Annotated in this window: 18 protein-coding genes; 8 read left to right on the top strand and 10 right to left on the bottom strand. The window is 62.2% G+C overall.

Going from position 1 to position 19,734, the window contains the following annotated elements; translation table 11 throughout:
• Window positions 1-58 precede the first annotated feature (58 nt).
• Complete coding sequence (locus tag KI610_RS01425) at window positions 59-808, top strand: class I SAM-dependent methyltransferase (RefSeq protein WP_226496949.1); 750 nt, start codon at window positions 59-61, stop codon at window positions 806-808.
• 19 nt (window positions 809-827) lie between these two features.
• Complete coding sequence (locus KI610_RS01420) at window positions 828-2,921, top strand: sensor histidine kinase (RefSeq protein WP_226496948.1); 2,094 nt, start codon at window positions 828-830, stop codon at window positions 2,919-2,921.
• On the opposite strand, the gene KI610_RS01415 is transcribed toward KI610_RS01420, so the two are convergent.
• Window positions 2,891-3,553: a response regulator transcription factor gene (locus KI610_RS01415; RefSeq protein ID WP_226496947.1), complete on the bottom strand. Its 663-nt coding sequence runs from the start codon at window positions 3,551-3,553 to the stop codon at window positions 2,891-2,893. The genes KI610_RS01420 and KI610_RS01415 overlap by 31 nt on opposite strands.
• A 157-nt stretch (window positions 3,554-3,710) precedes the next feature.
• On the opposite strand from KI610_RS01415, the gene KI610_RS01410 reads away from it, so the two are divergent.
• Window positions 3,711-4,211: a PhaM family polyhydroxyalkanoate granule multifunctional regulatory protein gene (locus KI610_RS01410; protein WP_226496946.1), complete on the top strand. Its 501-nt coding sequence runs from the start codon at window positions 3,711-3,713 to the stop codon at window positions 4,209-4,211.
• Here KI610_RS01410 and KI610_RS01405 read toward each other — a convergent pair whose 3' ends face one another.
• Window positions 4,212-5,111 carry an AEC family transporter gene (locus tag KI610_RS01405; RefSeq protein WP_226496945.1) on the bottom strand — a complete coding sequence of 300 codons (900 nt, stop codon included), beginning with the start codon at window positions 5,109-5,111 and terminating at the stop codon, window positions 4,212-4,214. It abuts the gene before it with no gap.
• A 133-nt stretch (window positions 5,112-5,244) separates the two neighbouring features.
• Here KI610_RS01405 and KI610_RS01400 point away from each other — a divergent pair, with 133 nt between their 5' ends.
• From KI610_RS01400 to KI610_RS01390, 3 genes are read left to right on the top strand one after another with little or no spacing between them, the layout of a single operon-like run.
• Window positions 5,245-5,685, top strand: a complete 441-nt coding sequence (locus tag KI610_RS01400) for an NfeD family protein (RefSeq protein ID WP_226403475.1) — start codon at window positions 5,245-5,247, stop codon at window positions 5,683-5,685.
• A 12-nt stretch (window positions 5,686-5,697) separates the two neighbouring features.
• A complete protein-coding gene (locus KI610_RS01395) occupies window positions 5,698-6,567 on the top strand; it encodes an SPFH domain-containing protein (protein WP_226496944.1) in 870 nt (289 codons plus the stop codon).
• A 37-nt stretch (window positions 6,568-6,604) separates the two neighbouring features.
• Window positions 6,605-7,717, top strand: coding sequence for a PQQ-dependent sugar dehydrogenase (locus KI610_RS01390; RefSeq protein WP_226496943.1), 1,113 nt, complete (start codon window positions 6,605-6,607; stop codon window positions 7,715-7,717).
• Window positions 7,718-7,812: 95 nt separating this feature from the next.
• Here the strand turns inward: KI610_RS01390 and KI610_RS01385 are convergent, their stop codons facing one another.
• The 8 genes from KI610_RS01385 to KI610_RS01350 all read right to left on the bottom strand — a co-directional run bounded on the left by KI610_RS01385 (window position 7,813) and on the right by KI610_RS01350 (window position 16,795).
• A complete protein-coding gene (locus KI610_RS01385) occupies window positions 7,813-8,316 on the bottom strand; it encodes a hypothetical protein (RefSeq protein ID WP_226496942.1) in 504 nt (167 codons plus the stop codon).
• Between the two features lie 14 nt (window positions 8,317-8,330).
• Window positions 8,331-9,560, bottom strand: a complete 1,230-nt coding sequence (locus KI610_RS01380; protein ID WP_226496941.1) for a phenylacetate--CoA ligase family protein — start codon at window positions 9,558-9,560, stop codon at window positions 8,331-8,333.
• A 180-nt stretch (window positions 9,561-9,740) separates the two neighbouring features.
• Entirely contained in the window at window positions 9,741-10,571 is an 831-nt protein-coding gene (locus KI610_RS01375) for an ABC transporter ATP-binding protein (RefSeq protein WP_226496940.1), read from the bottom strand.
• A gap of 70 nt (window positions 10,572-10,641) precedes the next feature.
• Window positions 10,642-11,964, bottom strand: a complete 1,323-nt coding sequence (locus tag KI610_RS01370) for an ABC transporter substrate-binding protein (RefSeq protein ID WP_226496939.1) — start codon at window positions 11,962-11,964, stop codon at window positions 10,642-10,644.
• A 63-nt stretch (window positions 11,965-12,027) separates the two neighbouring features.
• The gene (locus tag KI610_RS01365; RefSeq protein ID WP_226496938.1) at window positions 12,028-13,104 is read right to left on the bottom strand and encodes a branched-chain amino acid ABC transporter permease; all 1,077 of its coding nucleotides are present in this window, start codon (window positions 13,102-13,104) and stop codon (window positions 12,028-12,030) included.
• 12 nt (window positions 13,105-13,116) lie between these two features.
• Window positions 13,117-14,031, bottom strand: a complete 915-nt coding sequence (locus KI610_RS01360; protein WP_226496937.1) for a branched-chain amino acid ABC transporter permease — start codon at window positions 14,029-14,031, stop codon at window positions 13,117-13,119.
• Between the two features lie 11 nt (window positions 14,032-14,042).
• A complete protein-coding gene (locus KI610_RS01355) occupies window positions 14,043-14,825 on the bottom strand; it encodes an ABC transporter ATP-binding protein (RefSeq protein ID WP_226496936.1) in 783 nt (260 codons plus the stop codon).
• Between the two features lie 2 nt (window positions 14,826-14,827).
• Window positions 14,828-16,795: an AMP-dependent synthetase/ligase gene (locus tag KI610_RS01350; RefSeq protein WP_226496935.1), complete on the bottom strand. Its 1,968-nt coding sequence runs from the start codon at window positions 16,793-16,795 to the stop codon at window positions 14,828-14,830.
• Window positions 16,796-16,969: 174 nt separating this feature from the next.
• On the opposite strand from KI610_RS01350, the gene KI610_RS01345 reads away from it, so the two are divergent.
• Both KI610_RS01345 and KI610_RS01340 read left to right on the top strand, forming a co-directional pair.
• On the top strand, window positions 16,970-17,644 hold the full coding sequence (locus KI610_RS01345) for a Crp/Fnr family transcriptional regulator (RefSeq protein ID WP_226496934.1): 675 nt from the start codon (window positions 16,970-16,972) through the stop codon (window positions 17,642-17,644).
• 157 nt (window positions 17,645-17,801) lie between these two features.
• Window positions 17,802-19,715 carry a PP2C family protein-serine/threonine phosphatase gene (locus tag KI610_RS01340; RefSeq protein ID WP_226496933.1) on the top strand — a complete coding sequence of 638 codons (1,914 nt, stop codon included), beginning with the start codon at window positions 17,802-17,804 and terminating at the stop codon, window positions 19,713-19,715.
• The last annotated feature ends 19 nt before the right edge of the window (window positions 19,716-19,734 follow it).

Genomic DNA, 19,734 nt, shown 5'->3' with positions numbered 1-19,734 from the left:
ACACGCCACTCAAGCAAGAGAAAAGGCGAGTTCGGCGCTGATCGCATAAAATCGGCGGATGAATTCAACGCCGAAACGACAATTCGCCCTGCAAGCGGCGGCTGTCATCCTTGTTCTCTCCATCGCCTGGCCTTATTACGGCTTTCAGGCCGAAGCCATGCCGTGGCTGGAAACCAGTCTGGCCATCGGTGGCGTCGCCCTGTTTTTTGCCACGGTTTCGCGCCAGCCCTGGTGGTGGCGCGTCATTCATGGCGGCTTCATGCCGCTGGTCTGGTACACCTACGGGTTGGCCATCGATCCGCTGTGGTTCCTGCTCGCTGCCATCTCTCTGCTGCTCGTCTTTCGTGGTGCGCTGTCCGGACAAGTGCCGCTTTACCTGTCCAACAAGCAAACGGTCGCCACCCTGGCCGATCTGTTGGCCGAACGTGGCCCTAGCCGTTTTCTCGACCTCGGCGCCGGGCTCGGCAGCACCACCGTACCGTTGGCCGACGCGCTGCCGGACAGCCATTTCACCGGCTATGAGAACGCGCCGCTGACCTGGCTGGTCGGCCGCTTTTTCAGCCTCGGCCGGCCCAATATCCGCTGGCGCTGGGATGACCTCTGGCAGGCGAAGCTGGGCGATTACGACGTGGTTTACGCCTTTCTCTCGCCGGCGCCAATGCCCGAACTCTGGGCCAAGGTGAAGTCTGAAATGCAGCCGGGCAGTCTCTTCATCAGCAACAGTTTCCCCGTCCCTGGCGAGACACCGGATCGCATCATCGACGTCGATTGCATCCCGTCCCGTCCGCTCTACTGCTACCAACTCTAGTCACTACGCCAACCCGGCAATGCGCACCCAAAAGCCCGAGACCCTTGCCCTGACGGCCGCCATGGCCGGCACGCTGATCATTCTCTTTGTCTTTGTCGTCGACCTGACGCTGGTGCGCCACAACGATCTTCAGGTCGGCGAGCGCCGCCTGCAGCACTTCGGCATCATGATGGCCGAACACACGGCGCGCACCTTCGAAGCCATCGACGTGCTGCTGCGCGATACCGCCAGCGATCTTTCCGGCCCGCGTCGCGACTGGGAAAAGTGGGAGTCGTCGCGGGGCTGGGAATACATCGCCCAACGCCACTCGCGCTCGATGCCGCAGTTGCGCGACCTCATCGTTTTCGATCGCTACGGCAACCAGCGTTTCATCTCGACGCATTTCCCCGCGCCGCAAGTCAACGTCAGGGACCGCCCGTATTTCGCTGCGCTGGAAGATGGCGCCGACGTGTCGACTTTCGGCCCCTACGTCGGCCGCAATTCCGGGCGCTACACCTATGCCATCAGCCGGCGCCTGAACGCTGACAACGGGGTCTTCTCGGGCGCCGTCTTCGCTGCCGTCGAACCGGCTTACCTGCAGGATTTTTGCTGGTCGAACCGGTTGTCCGACGATTTCGAAGCGGTGCTGACCAACGCCCGCGGCGAAATCATTGCCTCCTGCCGGCCCAGCGATATCAGCCGACAATCAGCCGTCCTCGGCGCCAAGGCCAGCACCGCGCTGTTCAATGGCAAGCTGCGGGACATGGTGCCAGCCAGCGGTTTGACCAAGTTCAATGGCCTGCTCGTCTCGATCGCCGACGTGCCGGGTTTTTCCGACCTGCGCATCCTGACCGCCATTCCCGAAAAAACACTGCTGGCCGCCTGGAAAACCCGGCTTTTCGAGCTTGCCTCGCTCGGCTTGCTGGTCACCATCGTGCTCTTCGTCGGCGCCCTGCTCGTCCGCCGTCAGGTGCGCGAAATGTCGATCATGACGAGCGAACTGGCGGCCAGCCATGATCATCTTGAAGAGCGCATCCAGGCCGCCACGGTCGAACTGGCCGGCCGAAAGGATGCGGCCGAACGCGCCAACGCGGCCAAGAGCCGCTTTCTCGCTGCCGCCAGCCACGACTTGCGACAGCCGCTGCACGCCCTTTCGCTGTTCTCCGCCGACCTCCAGCGCCAGGTACGCAGCGGCACGCCAAGCGAGTTGCCGCGCCTGGCCGAGCAGATTTCTGCGTCCACCGCCATGCTCGGTGACCTGCTCGATTCGCTGCTCGACATTTCCCGCCTCGATGTCGCCGGGATCAAGCCGGACCGCCGCCCTTTCCCGCTGCAACCGGTTTTCGAGCGGGTGGCCAATTCCTTCCGGCGCGCCGCGGCCGACCGCAACATCACGCTGCGTTTCCGGCCCACGCCTTTGTGGGCGGACAGCGATCCGTTGCTGCTCGACCGTATGATCGCCAATCTCGTCTCCAACGCCCTGCGCTACACGCCGGCCGGTGGCCGGGTGCTGGTCGTCGCCCGGCGGCGTGGCGAGCAACTGCTGATTGAAGTGCGCGACAGCGGCATCGGTATTGCGAGGGAACATCAGGCAGCGATCTTTGCCGAGTTCTACCAGGTCGGCAACACGGCCCGCGAACACAACAAGGGCTTGGGCCTCGGCCTGTCCATCGTCGACCGGCTGGCGCGCGCCCTCGACATCCAGGTCGCGCTACGCTCGCGGCTCGGCGAAGGCACTACCTTTTCGCTGCGCGTGCCCGGCAGCCCACCGGGGATTGTGGCCCAGCCGCAGGAAAGCACCTCGCCAACTGCCGGCAAAGTCCATTGCATCGGCAACTCGGATGAAATGGTGGCCTGCGTCGGCCTGCTCAAGGGCTGGGGCTATGCCGTCAGCGTCGCCGAGCGCAGTGGCGGCGAACGGCCACCGGAAAATGTCGTGCTGATCAGTGATGTCGAGCCGGCTGCCGCCGTCAGCGCCGAGCTGGCGCCCGGCACACCGCTCATCGTGCTGGTCGGCTCGGCCGGACAGGCTTTGCCGGCCGGTGCCCACGCCCTGCCCGCGCCGGTGCGCCCGGCCAAGCTGCGGGCGCTACTCAACCAGCTTCAGAAGACGCTTTCGAAGTCGATGCCGTAACGGGCCACGGCGACCAGCGCCTGGGTCCGGCTATTGACGCCGAGCGCCTTGAACACCGCCGTCGCGTGGATCTTGACGGTGCCTTCGGAGAGGCCGAGCTGGTCGGCGATGTCACGATTCGACATTCCGCGCACCATGAGCGCCAGCACCTGGCCCTGGCGATCGGTCAGGCCGATTTCGTCGGGACGCACGCCCGATTTTGACGGCGGCACCGGCGTCATGTCGTCGAGCTGCGACGAGGACTGGCCGGTCGGTCGGAAGATGTTGCCGGCCAGCACTTCGCGCACCGCCGAGAGCAGCGCCTCGCCGGAAAAGGCCTTGGGGATGAAACCGGAAGCGCCAAGATTGAGCACGCGGGTGATGGTCGGCAAATCGTCGAAGGCCGAGACGACGGCGACCGGCATCGCCGGGTAACGTCTACGCAGGATGTCGAGGCCGGCAAAGCCGTCGATCCCGGGCAAGGCCAGATCGAGCAGGACCAGATCGAATTCGCCTTCGCTATCGAGGACATTGAGCGCCGCTTCGAAATCCGCGCTCTCCTGCACCTGTGCGCCCGGCTCGACCTGACCAAGCAGTCGGACCAAGCCTTCGCGAACGAGCGCGTGATCTTCCACCACCAACAGTTTCAACATAGGCCCCCCTTATTCAACAGGGCGCTAATTTATCATTTTGCATAGCTCAAAGGATGCCTGGCGTGCGAGATAGGCCCACCAAATGAACGCTCATTGCTTAAGGTCAACATGCGCCAAGTGGTTTAAGATGGCCAAACACAACGAGAAGGAGACCAAGATGTCCGACAATCAGGTACACGACCCCCTCAATTTCATGCGCAGTATGTGGGGCAACATGGGCTTCTCGCTGCCCGGCATGGTCGCCCCGACTTTCGACGTTGAAGAACTCGACAAGCGCATCAAGGACATGAAGGCCGTCGAAGGCTGGCTGCGCATGAACCTGTCGATGCTGCAGATGACCATTCAGGGCCTCGAAATGCAGCGCACGACGGTCGGCGCGGTTGAGGCCATGGGCAAGATGGCCAAGGACGCGGCCAAGTCGATGACGCCGGAAGCCGCCCCGGAAGCCCCGGTGGCCCCGCCGCCCAACTTCTTCCAGGGCGCGATCCACCCGGAAAACAGCCCCATTTCCGACGCCGCCATGTGGCCGTGGCAGATGATGCAGCAGATGCGCGAGCAGATGCAGCAGAGCGCCGAAGCTGCTGCTCAGGCCGCCGCCAGCGCCGCCGCCGAGGAGGCCGCCAAGCCCAAGGCCCGAAAGCCGGCCGTCAAAAGATAGTCAGCGTCCGGCCAGCCACGCTGCCCAGAGCGGCAGCGTGAGCATGGAACCGAGCGTCGTCGCCGAAATGAGCCAGGCGACGCTCCTGCCGTCACCGCCCATGCGCATGGCCAGGATGTAGGCCGAAGAAGCCGTGGGCAGCGCGGCAAACAGCACCGCCACCTGATAGTTGAGGCCGGACAGGCCGAGCAGCGAACCGACTCCGATGGCGACGAGCGGCAGGGCGAGCAGTTTCACCGCAACCAGCCACAGCGACAAACCGCGTACGCCCGGCGTGCTGTCCAGACGCAAGGCGGCGCCGACGGTAATCAAGCCGAGCGCGATGGAGGCATCGGCCAGTCGCCCGAGAAAAGCCTGCAGCGGTGCCGGCGGCACGAAGCCGGCGAGATTGAGCAGGAAACCGGCGGCGGTGCCCCAGATCAGCGGATTGCGCGCGATTTCGCGCCACAGGCCGGAATCGCCGTGGCGGGCCAGCATCCAGACCGAGACCAGATTGGCGAAGGGCACGGCGGCACCGACGATCAGGCCCATCGTTGCGATGCCCGGCGCGCCGAAGAGCATGCCGGCGACGGCCAGCGCGATGTAGGAATTGAAGCGGTAGGCGCACTGGAACATCGAAGCGTAAGTCAGCGCCGGCAGGCGGCTGAACAGTTTGGGAATCAGTCCGAGCACCATGCCGGCGGCCATCGCGGCGAGGGCGGTGGCGAGGAGAGGCAGCGCCGAACCGATGTCGAGCTTGGTCTTGATGATGGCGTTGATGAGAAGCGCCGGAAACAGGATGAAATAAACCAGCTTCTCGACGCCGCTCCAGAAATGGTCGCCGAGGTGCATCCAGCGCCGGATGGCGGTGCCGAGCAGGATCAGGGCGAAATCGGGGAGGAGCAGCAGCGCGGTGTTCATCGGCGCATTTTAATCGCTGTGCCGGGGAGCAATTGGCGACTTCCACGGTCAACCGGAAAAATTGGCCAAAACTGAAATCCGCCTTGACCCTGCCCGGCAAACCCGAAATACTCGCCGGGCAAAGGAGAAAAACATGCATCTCGAATGGTGGCACTGGGTCGTCGGCGGCATTGCGCTGATTCTCGCCGAACTGGCCGTCCCCTCGTTTTTCATTGTCTGGTTCGGCCTCGGCGCGCTGCTCGTCGGACTGCTCGCGCTGGCTTTCGATCTGTCACTGACGGCCCAGCTGGCGACGTGGACGCTGGCCTCGCTGGCCATGGTTTTCCTCTGGTTCCGCGTTTTCAAGCAGAGCTTCGTCAAGACCCGCTCGGGCACGGCCGATGGCGAGGCGGTCGGTGAAATCGGCCTGCTGGTCAGCGCCGTCGCCCCCTTCGCGCGCGGCAAGGTACGTTTTCAGGGGCCGCTGCTCGGCTCGGAAGAATGGGCTTGCGTCGCCGACACCGCCATCGCGGCCGGCGAACGGGTCAGGGTCGTCTCGGTGGAAGGCAGTTTTCTCAAGGTAGACAAGGCTTAGAAAGGTCGAAAAATGGACTTGAACGCAGGTTTTATCGTCACGCTGGCCATTCTGGTCTTTGTCGTCGTCACCATCGCCAAAGGCGTGCGCATCGTGCCGCAGGGCGAGGAATGGATCGTCGAGCGGCTCGGCAAGTACCACGGCACGCTCAAGCCCGGCCTCAACATCGTCATCCCCTACCTCGACAAGGTGGCCTACCAGCTGGTGACCAAGGACATCATCCTCGATGTCCAGGAGCAGGAGGTCATCACCCGCGACAACGCGGTGATCCTGACCAACGCCATCGCTTTCATCAAGGTCACCGATCCGGTCAAGGCGGTCTATGGCGTGACCGATTTTTCCGAAGCGATCCGCAACCTGATCATGACGACGCTGCGCTCCATCGTCGGCGAAATGGAGCTTGACGAGGCGCTGTCGTCGCGCGACAAGATCAAGGCCCGGCTGCGCGAAAGCATTGCCGACGAGGCGGTGGACTGGGGTCTGACCGTGAAGTCGGTCGAAATCCAGGACATCAAGCCCTCCCAGTCGATGCAGAAGGCTATGGAAATGCAGGCCGCCGCCGAGCGGGAACGCAAGGCCGTCGTCACCCGTTCGGAAGGGGCAAAGCAATCGGCCATTCTCGAAGCCGAGGCGCGGCTGGAATCGGCCAAGCGCGACGCCAACGCCCAAGTCATGCTGGCCGAAGCCTCGGCCGAAGCGATCCGCCGTATCACTGCCGCGATCGGTGACAAGACCGGGCCGATGTCCTACATGCTCGGCGAAAAATACATCGCCGCGCTGGAGCGCATGGGCGAGAAGGACAACGCCAAAGTCATCGTGCTCCCGGCCGACCTGCAGGAAGCCGTCAAGGGCTTGTTTGGACGCGGCAAGATCGCCGGCTGATTCCCACGGTCAACCGGAAATAATCGCCAAAATCGAAATGCCGAAGCCCCTGCTCGCCATCTTGCTCGCGGCCCTGACGGCACTGCCGCTGGCGGCGGAAAGTGGTGAACTTCGCGTCGAAGTCGTCGCCAGCGGACTCGACCACCCGTGGGGTTTGGCCTTCATCGGCGACGGCCGGATGCTGGTCAGCGAACGCCCGGGCCGCCTGCGCGTGATTACCGCCGACGGCAAGGTCGGCACCCCGGTGGACGGACTGCCGGCGGTCGAGGTCACCGGTCAGGGCGGCTTGCTCGACGTCGTGGCCGACCGCGATTTTGCCCGCAACCGGATGATTTATTTCTGCTACGCCGAGCCAGCGGCGCTGGGCAGGGGCAATTCGACGGCGCTCGCCTCGGCCCGCCTTTCCGCCGATGCCCGACGGCTGGAAAAAGTGACGACGATCTTCCGGCAAACACCCAAGATCAGCAGCCGCCTGCATTTTGGCTGCCGCATCGTCGAGGCAGACGATGGCAAGCTTTTCCTGACCCTCGGCGAACGCGGTTCGCGCATGGCCGACGCCCAGAAACTCGATAACCATCACGGCAAGATCGTCCGCATCGGCAAGGATGGCAGCGTTCCGGCCGACAATCCTTTCGTCAATCGGCCCGGCGCACTGCCCGAAATCTGGAGCTACGGCCACCGCAACAGCCAGGGCGCGACGCTCGGTCCGGACGGCCGCCTGTGGATGCACGAGCACGGCCCGCAGGGCGGCGACGAGATCAATCGCCCCGAGCCGGGCAAGAATTACGGCTGGCCGGTCATTACCTACGGTGAAAATTACGGCGGCGGCGCGATTGGCGATGGCCTGACCGGCAAGGCCGGTATGGAGCAGCCGCTGCATTACTGGGTGCCGTCGATTGCGCCATCCGGCATGACCTTCGTGCGCAGCGAGCGCTACGGCAAGGCCTGGCGCGGCAGCCTGCTCGTCGGCTCGCTCAAATTCGACTATCTGGCCCGACTGGAGATGGATGGCAGCCGGGTCGTCCGCGAAGAGAAGCTGCTCACCGGCCTGCGCCAGCGCGTGCGCGATGTCCGCGAGGGGCCGGATGGGACGATCTACCTGCTGACCGACGAAGGCAAGGGACAACTGCTCAAGCTGGTCGCGGATTAGCCGCTGGCTGTTCCCGCCACGGCGCGGCAGGATTTCAAAATTGCCGCTTTTTTCCGGTTGACCGTAGGAACAGCCCGGAAGCCAAACGCCGGCGGCTAGAGCTCGCAGACGGTCAGCAGGTCAGCTTCGAGCTCGATTTCCATGCCTTTTTCGAGCTTCTTCTCGACGAACATGCCGCGATACAAACGACCGGCGTTCTCGGCTTTTTTGGCATGCGGCGTTTCCCAGTCGGCGACGCGAATGCGGACAACCCCGCTCTGTTCGTCGCGCTCCGGAACACCCTCGGCGACACACGGGAAGGCCTGAACGTGGCGATTGAATTCGTCGCGGCTGTAGCGCTCGAGCGTCTTGCCGGGCACCACCGGGCATTTGCCGAGATGGCGGGTGCGCACCTCGGCGGCCAGCACCTCACCCTTGAGGAAAAAGACCGGATCGGTCGCCACCCAGCCGTTGCCGCCCTCCTCGTAGCGCACGCACTGGCCGGCCTGCAGCAGCTCCGGCTGCTTGAAGAGCAGCTTGGCCGATGGCCGCAAAACCACTGGCTCGGCGGCCTGGGCTGATAGCGTCAGGCAAGCCAGCGCAACGAGGAGAATTCGCATGGCAATTTCCCGGATCAATAGATCCGGCTATCTTCGATCACCTTCCCGTCATTGGGCAAGCCCCCCGGTGTGACAAATGCCACATCGCCGCGCAATTTGGTCACTTCGCGCAGGCTGTTGACCAAGGCCTTGTCGAGCGCCTCGTGGCCGGCTTCGATTTCGCAATGCAGCACCATGCGGTCCTGACCGCCCGGGTTGTCGACGACCAGCCGCATGCGGTGGATTTCCGGATGGCGGGCAGCGATCTGGGCGACCTGCTCGGGGTGGACAAACATGCCCTTGATCTTGGTCGTCTGATCGGCGCGGCCCATCCAGCCCTTGAGGCGGATATTGCTGCGGCCACAGGGCGAACGGCCGGGCAGGATGGCCGACAGGTCGCCGGTGGCGAAGCGGATCAACGGGTAATCCGGATTGAAGGTGGTGACGACAACTTCGCCGACCTCGCCCGGCTCGACCGGATCACCGGTGCCCGGACGAACGATTTCGACGAGGATTTCCTCCTCGACGACCATACCTTCCTGAGCCTCGGTTTCGTAGGCGATGGCGCCGATGTCCGCCGTCGCGTAACACTGGCGCACCGAAATACCACGCTCGTTGAGCCACTGGCGAGTAACGCCGGGCAAGGCTTCACCGGAAACGCAGGCCTTGCGCAAGGAACTGATGTCGGCGCCCATTTCCTCGGCCTTCTCGACAATGATGCGCAGGAAGGACGGCGTGCCGACATAGCCTTCCGGCTTGAGATCGACCATCGCCTGCACCTGCTGCTCGGTCTGCCCGGTGCCGCCGGGAAAGACCGCGCAGCCGAGCTTGCGGGCGCCGCCTTCCATGAGGAAAGCGCCCGGCGTGAAATGGTAGGAAAAACAGTTGTGCACGAGGTCGCCGTCGCGAAAACCGGCGGCGTACAGCACGCGCGCCATGCGCCACGAATCAATGTCCTTGCCCTGCATTTCGTAGATCGGCCCGGGCGACGCGAACACCCGCTTGGCTTTGTGTCGCGGCAAGGCATTCAAGCCGCCAAATGGCGGCGTCTTTTTCTGCAACTCGATCAGGTCACGCTTGCGGGTCAGCGGCAGTTTGGCCAGCGCCTCGCGCGTCGCACATTCAAACGGGTTGACCCCGGCCAACGACTGAAAATAGTAATGCGTCGTTTCCTTGGCATGCGCCACCTGACGCGCCAGCTTGTCCATCAAATCCGCCTCGCGCTCATCCGGATCGCGGGTCTCGAGCGGGTCGTAATAGCTCATTTCATTTTTCTCCGTTTTTTCCGGTTGACCGTGGCATTTGGGTTTGATGCCCTCTCAGCCATGAGGAACACAGCACGACGGTTGCAAAGTAGCGTTTCAGGGCAAGGCGGAGGCCGGCGCCGTTGGCTCCTGCCAACAAGCCGGCCGACAACGCCGCCATGGAACGCGCACTGCAACCGACTAAGAGAGCCAGCGTTTGCGGCGACGATAGTGCTTTACGTCTTTGAAGGACTTTCGGCCGGCCGAGGAGAGACCAAGGTAGAACTCCTTAACGTCCTCATTGGTCCTCAGATCCTCCGCATCCCCCTCCATGACCACCCGCCCGTTCTCCAGGATGTACCCGAAGTCCGCATACCTCAGCGCGACCATGGTGTTCTGCTCGGCCAGCAGAAAACTCACGTTTTCCCGCGAGTTCAGATCCTTAACAATCTCGAAAATCTCTTCAACAATCTGTGGCGCTAGCCCCATCGATGGCTCGTCGAGCAGGATCATTTCCGGCTTGGCCATCAGCGCCCGGCCAATTGCGCACATCTGCTGCTCGCCACCCGAGGTATAGCCAGCCTGCGAGGTGCGCCGCGTTTTGAGGCGCGGGAAATAGTGGTAAACCTTCTCCAGGCTGTCCTTCAACTCCCCACGCGAAATCGAGCGCGTATAGGCTCCGGTCAGCAGATTCTCCTCAATCGTAAGGTGGCCAAAGCAATGCCGCCCCTCCATGACCTGGATAACGCCGCGCTTGACCAGCTCGTTCGGCGTCAGCTGATCGATGCGATCACCCTTGTATTCGACCGAGCCCTTGGTCACATCGCCGCGTTCGGCGTGCAGCAGGTTGGAAATCGCCTTCAGCGTCGTCGATTTCCCGGCACCGTTGGCCCCGAGCAAGGCGACGATCTTGCCTTTCGGCACATTCAGCGACACGCCCTTGAGCACCAGAATCACGTGGTCGTAGATGACCTCGATGTTGTTGATGCTCAGGTAGTTTTCGCCCGCCGCAGCGGCTGTGTGTGTAGTCATATGCGTTTCCGATTCATGGGACGGAGAGAAAGAGCGAGGGCTCGCGCCCCCACTCCTTTCTCCTGCCGTCTCATTTTTCCTTGGAACAATCGCGCGGCGTGATGCCCTTTTCCTTGGCGTACTGCTTGGCAGAAGCCTGGAACAGCGGGTGGATCAATCCCTTGTTACCCTCGATCCAGCCCGACACCGGCACCCACTTAGCGCCGTCCCACTGCTGGATCTTCACCTTGCCCGAACCTTCGTGGTTGTCGCAGGAGGTCTTGATTTCCGGCAGCAGGTCGGTGGCGCCGAGAGCCTTCAGGCGGGCGTCGTTGATGTTCAGGTTTTCCAGCGCCCAACGGGTCTGTTCACCGGTCAGCGCCTTGCCCTTGCCGTACTTTTCCTGGCCCTTGCGGATCGCTTCGACCGACAGCACGGCGGCAGAAACGCCGCGGTTATAGAGGATGGTGCCGATCTTCGCGGTGTCCTGCAGGTTGCCCTTGCCGGCGCCGTAGACCACCTTCTCGATGTCGGCGATCACCGGCACCTGCTTGCCAGCGACGTTCCACGTCGCGGCCATGTAGCCCTTGGCGGCTTCACCGGCCGGAATCACGTCTTCTTCCGACCCCGTCCACCACGAGCCGATCATCTTGTCACGCGGGAAAGCAACCTTCTGGGCGGCCTTCAAAGCCGTCTGGTTCATGACGCCCCAGCCCCAGAAAATGACGAAATCAGGCTTTTCCTGGCGAATCTTGAGCCACTGCGCGCCCTGCTCGTTGCCCGGATGCGCGACCGGAATCTGCACCAGTTCAAACTTATTCAAGCCTGCTTCGGCGTTCAGCGCGACGATGGCTTCCTTGCCGTAGGCCGAGTCGTGGTAGAGATAAACAATCTTCTTGCCGGCCAGGCTGCCGCCGTTCTTGTCCTTGAGGAACTTGACGATGGCCGAGGCCTGCATCTGGTAGGTGGTGACCAGCGGGAAGGCGTACGGGAAGACCGAGCCGTCCACCGCATCGGTACGGCCGTAGCCCATCATGGCCAGCGGCAGCTTGTCCTGGGCTGACTTGTCGATCAGGGCGTACGAAATGCCGGTCGACATCGTGTGCAGCGGGCCTGCCGACTTGGCGGCCTTGCTCTTCAGGCGCTCGTAGCACTCGACGCCCTTGGCGTTGTTGTATTCCGTTTCGCACTCTTCGTAGGTCATCTGGACGCCATTGACGCCCTTTTCCTTGAGATTGACGTAGTTGAGGTAATCGATGAAACCACCGTAGAAAGCCTGGCCGTTCGAGCCATAGGGCCCGACGCGGTAGTCGATCAGCGGAAAGAACTGCTCCTCGGCAGCCACGGCCATCTGCGACAGCATGGCCAGGGACACCGCAGCGGCGGCAATAGCGGGTTTGAAATTTTTGATCATTGAATGTCTCCTCCAGTTATTACAAAAAGCGGCGGGGCCCCACCGCTCTCACTACAGTCAGCACTAATGCGGGAACGGCCACAAGCGCAGCTTCTCCTTGGCGATCTGCCACAAACGGGCCAGCCCGTGCGGCTCGACGATCAGGAAGAACATGATCAGCGCCCCGAACACCGTGATCTGGATGTGCGAAACGGTAGCGCTGGAAAACGGCAGCCCGAACAGTTCGGCAAAGAACGGCAGGGCGATATCGAGAAAGATCGGCAGGAGCAGGATGAAGGCGGCGCCGAGGAAACTGCCCATGATCGAACCGACGCCGCCGATGATGATCATGAACAAAATCTTGAACGACATTTCGAGCGAGAAGCCATCCGGCTCGACCGAGCCGAGGTAGCAGAAGGCGTACAGCGCGCCGGCCACACCGCAGTAGAAAGAACTCACGGCAAAGGCGAGCAGCTTGGTCTGCATGAGCTTGATGCCGATAACCGACGCCGCCACGTCCATGTCGCGCACCGCCATCCAGGCCCGGCCCGTGGCCGAACGGACCATGTTCTTGGCAGCCAGCGCCATGACGACGACGATGGAGAGGACCAACAGATACTTTTCGACCGGCGTTGTCAGTTCATGGCCGAAGATGATCAGACGTTGCGTCGAAATCACGCCGGACGACGAGTTGTTCGACAGCCACGGGAACTTGGTCAGGCACCAGACGATGAAAAACTGCGCCGCCAGTGTCGCCACGGCCAGGTAAAACCCCTTGATGCGCAACGATGGCAGACCGAACAGGATGCCCACCCCGGCTGCGGTCAACCCGGCGCAGATGAAGGAAACCAGAATCGGAATGCCCTCGACGCGCAGCTGGAAGTTGTAAGCGGCATAGGCACCGACCGCCATGAAAGCGGCCGAGCCGAGCGAGAGTTGGCCGGCATAACCGGTCAGGACATTGAGCCCGAGCGCTGCCAGGGCAAAAATCAGGAAAGGAATCAGGATGGCCGAGAACCAGTATTCGCTGGCAAAAAGCGGCACCCCGATGAAAGCGACGACAAGTAGCGCGATGACCCCGATCCGGTCCTGACGAATCGGGAAGATCTGTTGGTCGGCGGCGTAGGTCGTCTTGAATTGACCGGCTTCACGGTAAAGCATGTGTTTTCTCCCTTAAACCCGGTCGATGTGTTTTTCGCCGAACAGCCCCTCGGGCCGCACCAGCAAAAAGAGCAAAGCCAGCACATAAGGGAACCAGCCCTCGATGCCACCAAAATTGCCGCCAAACAGATCCTGCATGACGGGCGGAATGTAGATTTCAGCCAGCTTTTCCGAAGCGCCGATGATCAGGCCACCAACAATCGCCCCCGGTACCGAGGTGAAGCCGCCAAGGATCAACACCGGCAGCGCCTTGAGTGCGGTGAAAGTGAGCGCAAACTGCACACCGTTGCGGGCGCCCCACATCATGCCGGCCACCAGCGCGACGAAACCGGCCACCCCCCAGACGATGGCCCAGATGTTCTGCAGCGGGATGCCAATCGACAATGCCGCCTGATGGTCATCCGCCACGGCGCGCAGCGCCCGGCCGATGCGGGTGTATTGGAAGAACAGGGCGAGCGTAGCAACGAGCACCGCGGCAACACCGGCAGCGACGAGGTCGAACTTCGAAATGACCATGTTCCAGTTATCGAGCACCCAAGGAATCGGCTCATCGACGATGCCTAGCTCGAGCGCCCGCGGCTCGCTGCCGAAAATCATCGGGGCCAGCCCTTCGATGAAGAAGGCTAGGCCGATCGTCGCCATGAACAGGGCAATCGGCGGCTGATTGACCAGCTTGCGCAGCACGAACTTCTCGGTGGCGATGCCGAACAGGGTCATGATGACAAAAGCCAGAATGATCGCCAACCACAGCGGCGCACCCTTTTCCATGCAACCGACAACCGACAGTGCGGCCAGGTAAACCATGGCGCCCTGGGCAAAGTTGAAGACGCCCGAGGCCTTGTAGATCATCACAAAACCGAGGGCCACCAGCGCGTACATGACGCCGGAAAGCAGGCCGCCGATGAGGACTTCAAAGAAAAAATTCATGTCCCGACTCCTTAGTGACCAGCGCCCAGATAGGCTTTGATCACATCCTCATTATTTTTGACTTCATCGGGCACGCCATCGCCGATCTTCTTGCCGTAATCGAGCACGACGACGCGATCGGAAATGTCCATGACGACGCCCATGTCGTGTTCGATGAGCACGATGGTGGTACCGAACTGGTCATTGACGTCGAGGATGAAGCGGCACATGTCCTGTTTTTCCTCGACGTTCATGCCCGCCATCGGCTCGTCGAGGAGCAGCATCGACGGCTCGGCGGCCAGCGCCCTGCCAAGTTCAACGCGCTTTTGCAAGCCGTAGGGCAAGCGGCCGACCGGCGTCTTGCGGATGTGCTGGATTTCGAGGAAGTCGATCACCTCCTCGACCTTCTTGCGATGCTCCAGCTCTTCCTTCCGAGCCCGGCCAAACCAAAGCGCATGCTCGATGAAGTTGGCCTTCATCTTGGTAATGCGCCCGGTCATGATGTTGTCGAGCACGCTCATGCCCTTGAACAAAGCGATGTTCTGGAAGGTCCGGGCAATATTCTGCTGGGCCGCCATGTGCGGCTCCATGCGCTTGCGCTCGTTGCCGTGCCAGAAAATCTTGCCTTCCTGCGGGTGGTAAACGCCGTTGATGACGTTGAGCATCGAGCTCTTGCCAGCACCGTTCGGGCCGATGATGGCGCGGATTTCGTGCTGACGGACATCGAAGGAAATGTCGGTCAGCGCCTTGACGCCACCGAAGCGCAGGGAAATGTTCTGCAGGTCGAGAATGACGTCGCCTATTTTCTTGCTCATGTTCAGGCTGCCTTTTTCACGATCGGGAAGGTCTTGGCATCGATGATCTTGAGATCGGCTGACACCTTGCCGCGCCGGCCATCTTCGAACTTGACCTCGGTTTCGATGAACTGATTGGCCTTGCCCTCATAGAGCGCGTCGATCAGCACCTTGTATTTTTCGGCAACGAAGTTGCGGCGCACCTTGCGCGTGCGTGTCAGCTCGTCGTCGTCCGGATCGAGCTCCTTGTGCAGGACAAGGAAGCGATGAATCTGCGAGTCGGCGACCATACTGTCGTGCACGAGGTCGGCATTGATCTGCTCGACGCACTCGCGGATCAGTTCCAGCACCTGCGACTTGCTGGCCAGATCGGTATAGCCGGCATAGGAAATTCCGCGCCGTTCGGCCCAGTTGCCCACCGCGCCGACATCAATATTGACGAAGGCGGTGACCATGTCGCGGTCGTGACCAAAGCACACCACTTCCTTGATGTGCTGGAAGAACTTGAGCTTGTTCTCGATGTAGTTCGGGGCGAACATCGCGCCGTTCGACAGCTTGCCGACGTCCTTGGCACGGTCGATGATCTTGAGGTGGCCATCTTCGTCAAGGAAACCGGCGTCGCCGGTCATGAAGTAGCCGTCGGCATTGATCGACTCGGCCGTGGCGTCCGGGCGCTTGTAATACTCCTTGAGCAGCATCGGACCCTTGACCAGCACTTCGCCGTTATCAGCAATCCTAATTTCGACGCCCGGGGCCGGTTGACCGACGGAATCGAACTTGATCTGGCCGTCCGGCTGCAGGCAAACGTAGGCGCAGGTTTCGGTCTGGCCGTAGAACTGCTTGAGGTTGATGCCCATCGAACGGTAGAAGCGGAACAGCTCCGGCCCGATCGCGGCACCGGCCGTATACGCAACCTTGATCCGGCTCATGCCGAGCACATTGCGCAGCGGACCGTAGATCAACAGGTTGCCCAGCCAGTATTGGAAGCGGTCGCCGAAACCGACCGACTTGCCGTCGAGGATGTCGGCACCGCAGCGCTTGGCGACGGCCATGAAGTGGTGGAACATTTTCTGTTTGATCTTGCCGGCGTCTTCCATGCGGATCATGACCGACGTCAGCAGACTCTCGAAAACGCGCGGCGGCGCGAAATAGCAAGTCGGGCCAATTTCGCGCAGGTCCGACATGACGGTTTCGCCCGATTCCGGGCAATTGATGGTGAAACCAGCGACCAACGCCTGGGCGTAGGAAAAGAGGTGATCACCAACCCAGGCCATGGGCAGGTAGGACAGGATGTCGCCATCGGCGCCCAGCTTGTCGACCTGCACCCCGCCCTGCGCCGCGGCGATGAAGGCCGCGTGCGTCTGGCAGACGCCTTTCGGCTTGCCGGTGGTGCCCGAGGTGTAGAGCATGACCGACACATCGTCAAAATGCCCTTGTTCAATCTCGGCATTGAGGAAGTCCGGATGGTTGCGGTCATGAATCCGCCCCATCTCCATCAATTCATGGATGTCGTGCAGGAAGGGCTGGTTGTAGTGCCGCATGCCGCGCGGATCGTCGTAGATGATGTGTTCGAGCGTGCCGACCTGATCGCTGACTTCCAGCATCTTGTCGACCTGCTCCTGATCCTCGACAACGACAAAACGAATGCCGGCATCCTGCAGCACGAAGAGCATTTCGCTGGCCACGGCGTCCTGGTAGAGCGGCACCGGCACGCCGCCGAGGCACTGGGCGGCGGTCATCATCATGTAGAGATGCGGACGGTTGTCGCCGATGATGGCCAGGTTATCGCCACGCTTGAAACCGAGCGAGGCCAGACCACAGGCCAGAGCACGGACGCGTTCGCCGACATCGGACCAGGTCCAGGTCTGCCAGATACCGAGATATTTTTCGCGCATGGCCGGCGCATTCGGCCGGATGCTCGCGTGATGAAACAGTAGCCGCGGGAAGGTATGCAAACCATCCAGCGCGGCGAAATTCGCCTGCGTGGGCATTCTTAGTCTCCTCCGCCGCGACTCATTGTTCGCGGTCTAACGTTCGTTTGAATCATTGTGGGGACGGCTGGCTTACACAGACCTTGCAGCCCCGGACAGTCTCTCACTTTGCGGCTCAGTGTATGCATCTGCCCGCCGTATAATTGTCATCCGGCAGACAATCCAGGAAATAAATTGAAAAACGCCGAAGAACTCCTTCGCACCTCCGTCTGGGGCCCGGCACTGAGCGCCGAGGAAATGGCCAGGGCGCTGGCCGGCACCTTCGAACGCAGCTTCGCGCCGGGCGCCTTCATCTGCATGAAGGGCGAGCCAGTCGATTACTGGATGGGCATCATCGACGGCCTGGGCAAGATGGCCAGCCACTGGACGACCGGCAAGACCACTTCGCTGACCGGCATCAGCACTGGCGGCTGGTTCGGCGAAGGCTCACTGCTCAAGAGCGAAGCGCGCCGCTACGACGTCATGGCCATCCGCGAAACGCGCGTCGCCTTCATGAGCCGCGCCACCTTCCTGTGGCTGCTCGACCACAGCATCCCGTTCAACCGCTACATGATCGCCCAGCTCAACGAGCGCCTCGGCCAGTTCATCGGCATGATCGAAAACGAGCGCATGCTCGACACCGATGCCCGCATCGCGCGCGGCCTGGCCGCCCTGTTCAACCCCGTGCTCTACCCCGGTACCAACCGCCTGCTGCAGATTTCGCAGGAAGAACTCGGCTATCTGGCCGGTGTTTCAAGACAACGGGCCAATCAGGCGCTCAAGGTGCTCGAAGACGCCGGGCTGGTGCGCAGCGAGTACGGCGGCATCAACATTCTCGACCTCGACGGGCTGCGCAGCTTCGGCGACTGATTCCCACGGTCAACCGGAAAAAGCGGCCAAAATCAAAATGGCCCGAGCCGACGCGACATGGCACAAGGCGTGAAATGGTCGACGGTATTTCGCTTCCCGATTCAGATACCCTGATGACCTTTGCTTAACCAGCGCCAGACTCCAGGCCCGAACGCCAGTGCCCCACTCAAACGCCACGCCGTCAACGGAAAACCTGCCCGACGACTCGGGACGCCTAACTACCCTGCTCAACGCCAGCGGCCTGATGTCGAGCTGGCGCAAACTGTCCTACTGCTGGCGAGACCCCGATGCACCGGCCGATGTCGCCGCCGTCCATCGTTTCCGGCAGTTCCGCGCCTTGCTCCAGCAAATGCCGGTCAGCGCCTTCGACTGCATGGTCTGCTCGCTCATCTACGCCTGGATTTTCTGGGCGGACGCCACGCCCGGCCTGCTTATCGGCTGGTGCGCCGCGGTCTGGGCCAGCTCCGGCGCCGGCCTGATCATCTGGCAACGCAACAAGGCCGAAACCAACCATCAAGCCTGTGCCCGTGCCGTTCGCCTGCTGACTGCCTCGGTCGCCATCTCCGGCCTCCTCTTCGCGGTCATGCTGGCCTATCTGTTCGGCCGCACCAACATCACCGGCCAGATATTGGTCACCGCCTTTTTTGCCACGGCCATTCCCCACGGCGCTTTCCACACCGCCCGCTGGCCATGGGCTGGCGCTTTGTGGGGCGCTGCCATGTGTGTCGGCGGGACGGTCACCATGCTCCTCCTCTATGGCATGACCTATGTCTATCTCGCCATCCTCCTCTCGCTCTACGGCATTTCGGTCGTTGCCTCGGTGCTCATCACCTCCCGCCTGTTCGTCAAGAGCCTGATCGCAGAAAGCGAAGTGGAGCGGCAAAAGCAGGTCATCGGTCTGCTCCTCAACGACTTCGAGGACGATGCCAGCGACTGGTTGTGGGAAACCGACGAACAGGGCCGTTTGCGCCACATTTCGACGCGACTGGCCGACACCCTGGGCATGCCAGTTGCCGCCCTGCACACCCAGCCGCTGTCGATCGCCCTGCTCGGCCGGAAAGGGTCGGCGGACGCCGAGGGGCGGCAAGCCTTTACGCAACTTGAGGACGCCCTTGGTTCAGCCACGCCGTTTCGTGACATTGTCGTGCCCATCGAGCTGGCCGGAGAAATCGGCTGGTGGTCGCTGAGCGGCAAGCCGCTGACCGACGCGGCGGGCACGATTACCGGCTGGCGCGGAGTGGGCTCGGACATTACCGCCGAACGCCGGCGCCAGAAAGCGGAACGCGATTTGCTGGCAACCCGCGAAGCAGCAGCACGCCTGGCCGGCGAACTCGATACGGCGCGCCGTATCCAGATGGGCCTGCTCCCCGACCTGGCAACCAGCTTTGCCGGCGAAACCCGCTTTTCGATAGCGGCCATCCTCGAACCGGCCCGCGAAGTCGGCGGTGATTATTACGAATGCTTCCGGCTCGACGAACGCCGGATCTGCTTTGCGGTGGCCGATGTCTCGGGCAAGGGCGTCCCCGCCAGTCTCTTCATGGCCATGACCAAGGCATTGGCTGCGAGCATGGCGAGACTGAGCAAAGATCTCGGCGCCGCGGTGCGGGAAGTCGCCAACGAGCTGGATCGAAACAACCCGGAAATGCTGTTCGTTACTGCCTTCATCGCCGTTCTCGACATCGTCAGCGGCGAGCTGTGTTTCGTCTCGGCCGGGCACGACGCGCCGGTGCTGCTTCGCCACGGGGCACTATCACGGATCGACCTGGGCGAGGCGCTTGGGCCACCGATGTGTGGTGTCCCGGATTATCCGTTCCGGGCTGTCACCCGCCAGCTCGAGCCCGGCGACACCCTTTGCCTGTTCACCGACGGCGTCACCGAGGCAACCGACGGCCAGAGCTTTTTCGGCACCGAGCGCCTGCTCCAGTCACTCGCCGCCCAGTCGGCACAAACACCGGTGGCGACCTGTGCCGAAGCCCTGCGCATCAGTGTGCGCAGCTTCGAAGCGACGCAGTTGCCGGTCGACGACCTGACCATTCTGGTCCTCCGCTGGCATGGCGGCTCAAGCCGCTAAGTCAGCCGGGATAAAGGGC

The sequence above is a fragment of the Ferribacterium limneticum genome, from assembly GCF_020510565.1.
Lineage (GTDB): Bacteria > Pseudomonadota > Gammaproteobacteria > Burkholderiales > Rhodocyclaceae > Azonexus > Azonexus limneticus_B.
Note: the sequence above shows the minus strand (reverse complement) of the source record. Positions and strands in the feature narration are given on the sequence as shown.

Bases quoted from the DNA above. Each gene is read 5' to 3' on its own strand.
- KI610_RS01390 (WP_226496943.1), top strand. From the start codon at position 6,605: ATGCCGAAGCCCCTGCTCGCCATCTTGCTCGCGGCCCTGACGGCACTG.
- KI610_RS01425 (WP_226496949.1), top strand. From the start codon at position 59: ATGAATTCAACGCCGAAACGACAATTCGCCCTGCAAGCGGCGGCTGTC.
- KI610_RS01405 (WP_226496945.1), bottom strand. From the start codon at position 5,111: ATGAACACCGCGCTGCTGCTCCTCCCCGATTTCGCCCTGATCCTGCTC.
- KI610_RS01410 (WP_226496946.1), top strand. From the start codon at position 3,711: ATGTCCGACAATCAGGTACACGACCCCCTCAATTTCATGCGCAGTATG.
- KI610_RS01385 (WP_226496942.1), bottom strand. From the start codon at position 8,316: ATGCGAATTCTCCTCGTTGCGCTGGCTTGCCTGACGCTATCAGCCCAG.
- KI610_RS01365 (WP_226496938.1), bottom strand. From the start codon at position 13,104: ATGCTTTACCGTGAAGCCGGTCAATTCAAGACGACCTACGCCGCCGAC.
- KI610_RS01400 (WP_226403475.1), top strand. From the start codon at position 5,245: ATGCATCTCGAATGGTGGCACTGGGTCGTCGGCGGCATTGCGCTGATT.
- KI610_RS01415 (WP_226496947.1), bottom strand. From the start codon at position 3,553: ATGTTGAAACTGTTGGTGGTGGAAGATCACGCGCTCGTTCGCGAAGGC.
- KI610_RS01380 (WP_226496941.1), bottom strand. From the start codon at position 9,560: ATGAGCTATTACGACCCGCTCGAGACCCGCGATCCGGATGAGCGCGAG.
- KI610_RS01355 (WP_226496936.1), bottom strand. From the start codon at position 14,825: ATGAGCAAGAAAATAGGCGACGTCATTCTCGACCTGCAGAACATTTCC.
- KI610_RS01420 (WP_226496948.1), top strand. From the start codon at position 828: ATGCGCACCCAAAAGCCCGAGACCCTTGCCCTGACGGCCGCCATGGCC.
- KI610_RS01395 (WP_226496944.1), top strand. From the start codon at position 5,698: ATGGACTTGAACGCAGGTTTTATCGTCACGCTGGCCATTCTGGTCTTT.
- KI610_RS01360 (WP_226496937.1), bottom strand. From the start codon at position 14,031: ATGAATTTTTTCTTTGAAGTCCTCATCGGCGGCCTGCTTTCCGGCGTC.
- KI610_RS01350 (WP_226496935.1), bottom strand. From the start codon at position 16,795: ATGCCCACGCAGGCGAATTTCGCCGCGCTGGATGGTTTGCATACCTTC.
- KI610_RS01370 (WP_226496939.1), bottom strand. From the start codon at position 11,964: ATGATCAAAAATTTCAAACCCGCTATTGCCGCCGCTGCGGTGTCCCTG.
- KI610_RS01375 (WP_226496940.1), bottom strand. From the start codon at position 10,571: ATGACTACACACACAGCCGCTGCGGCGGGCGAAAACTACCTGAGCATC.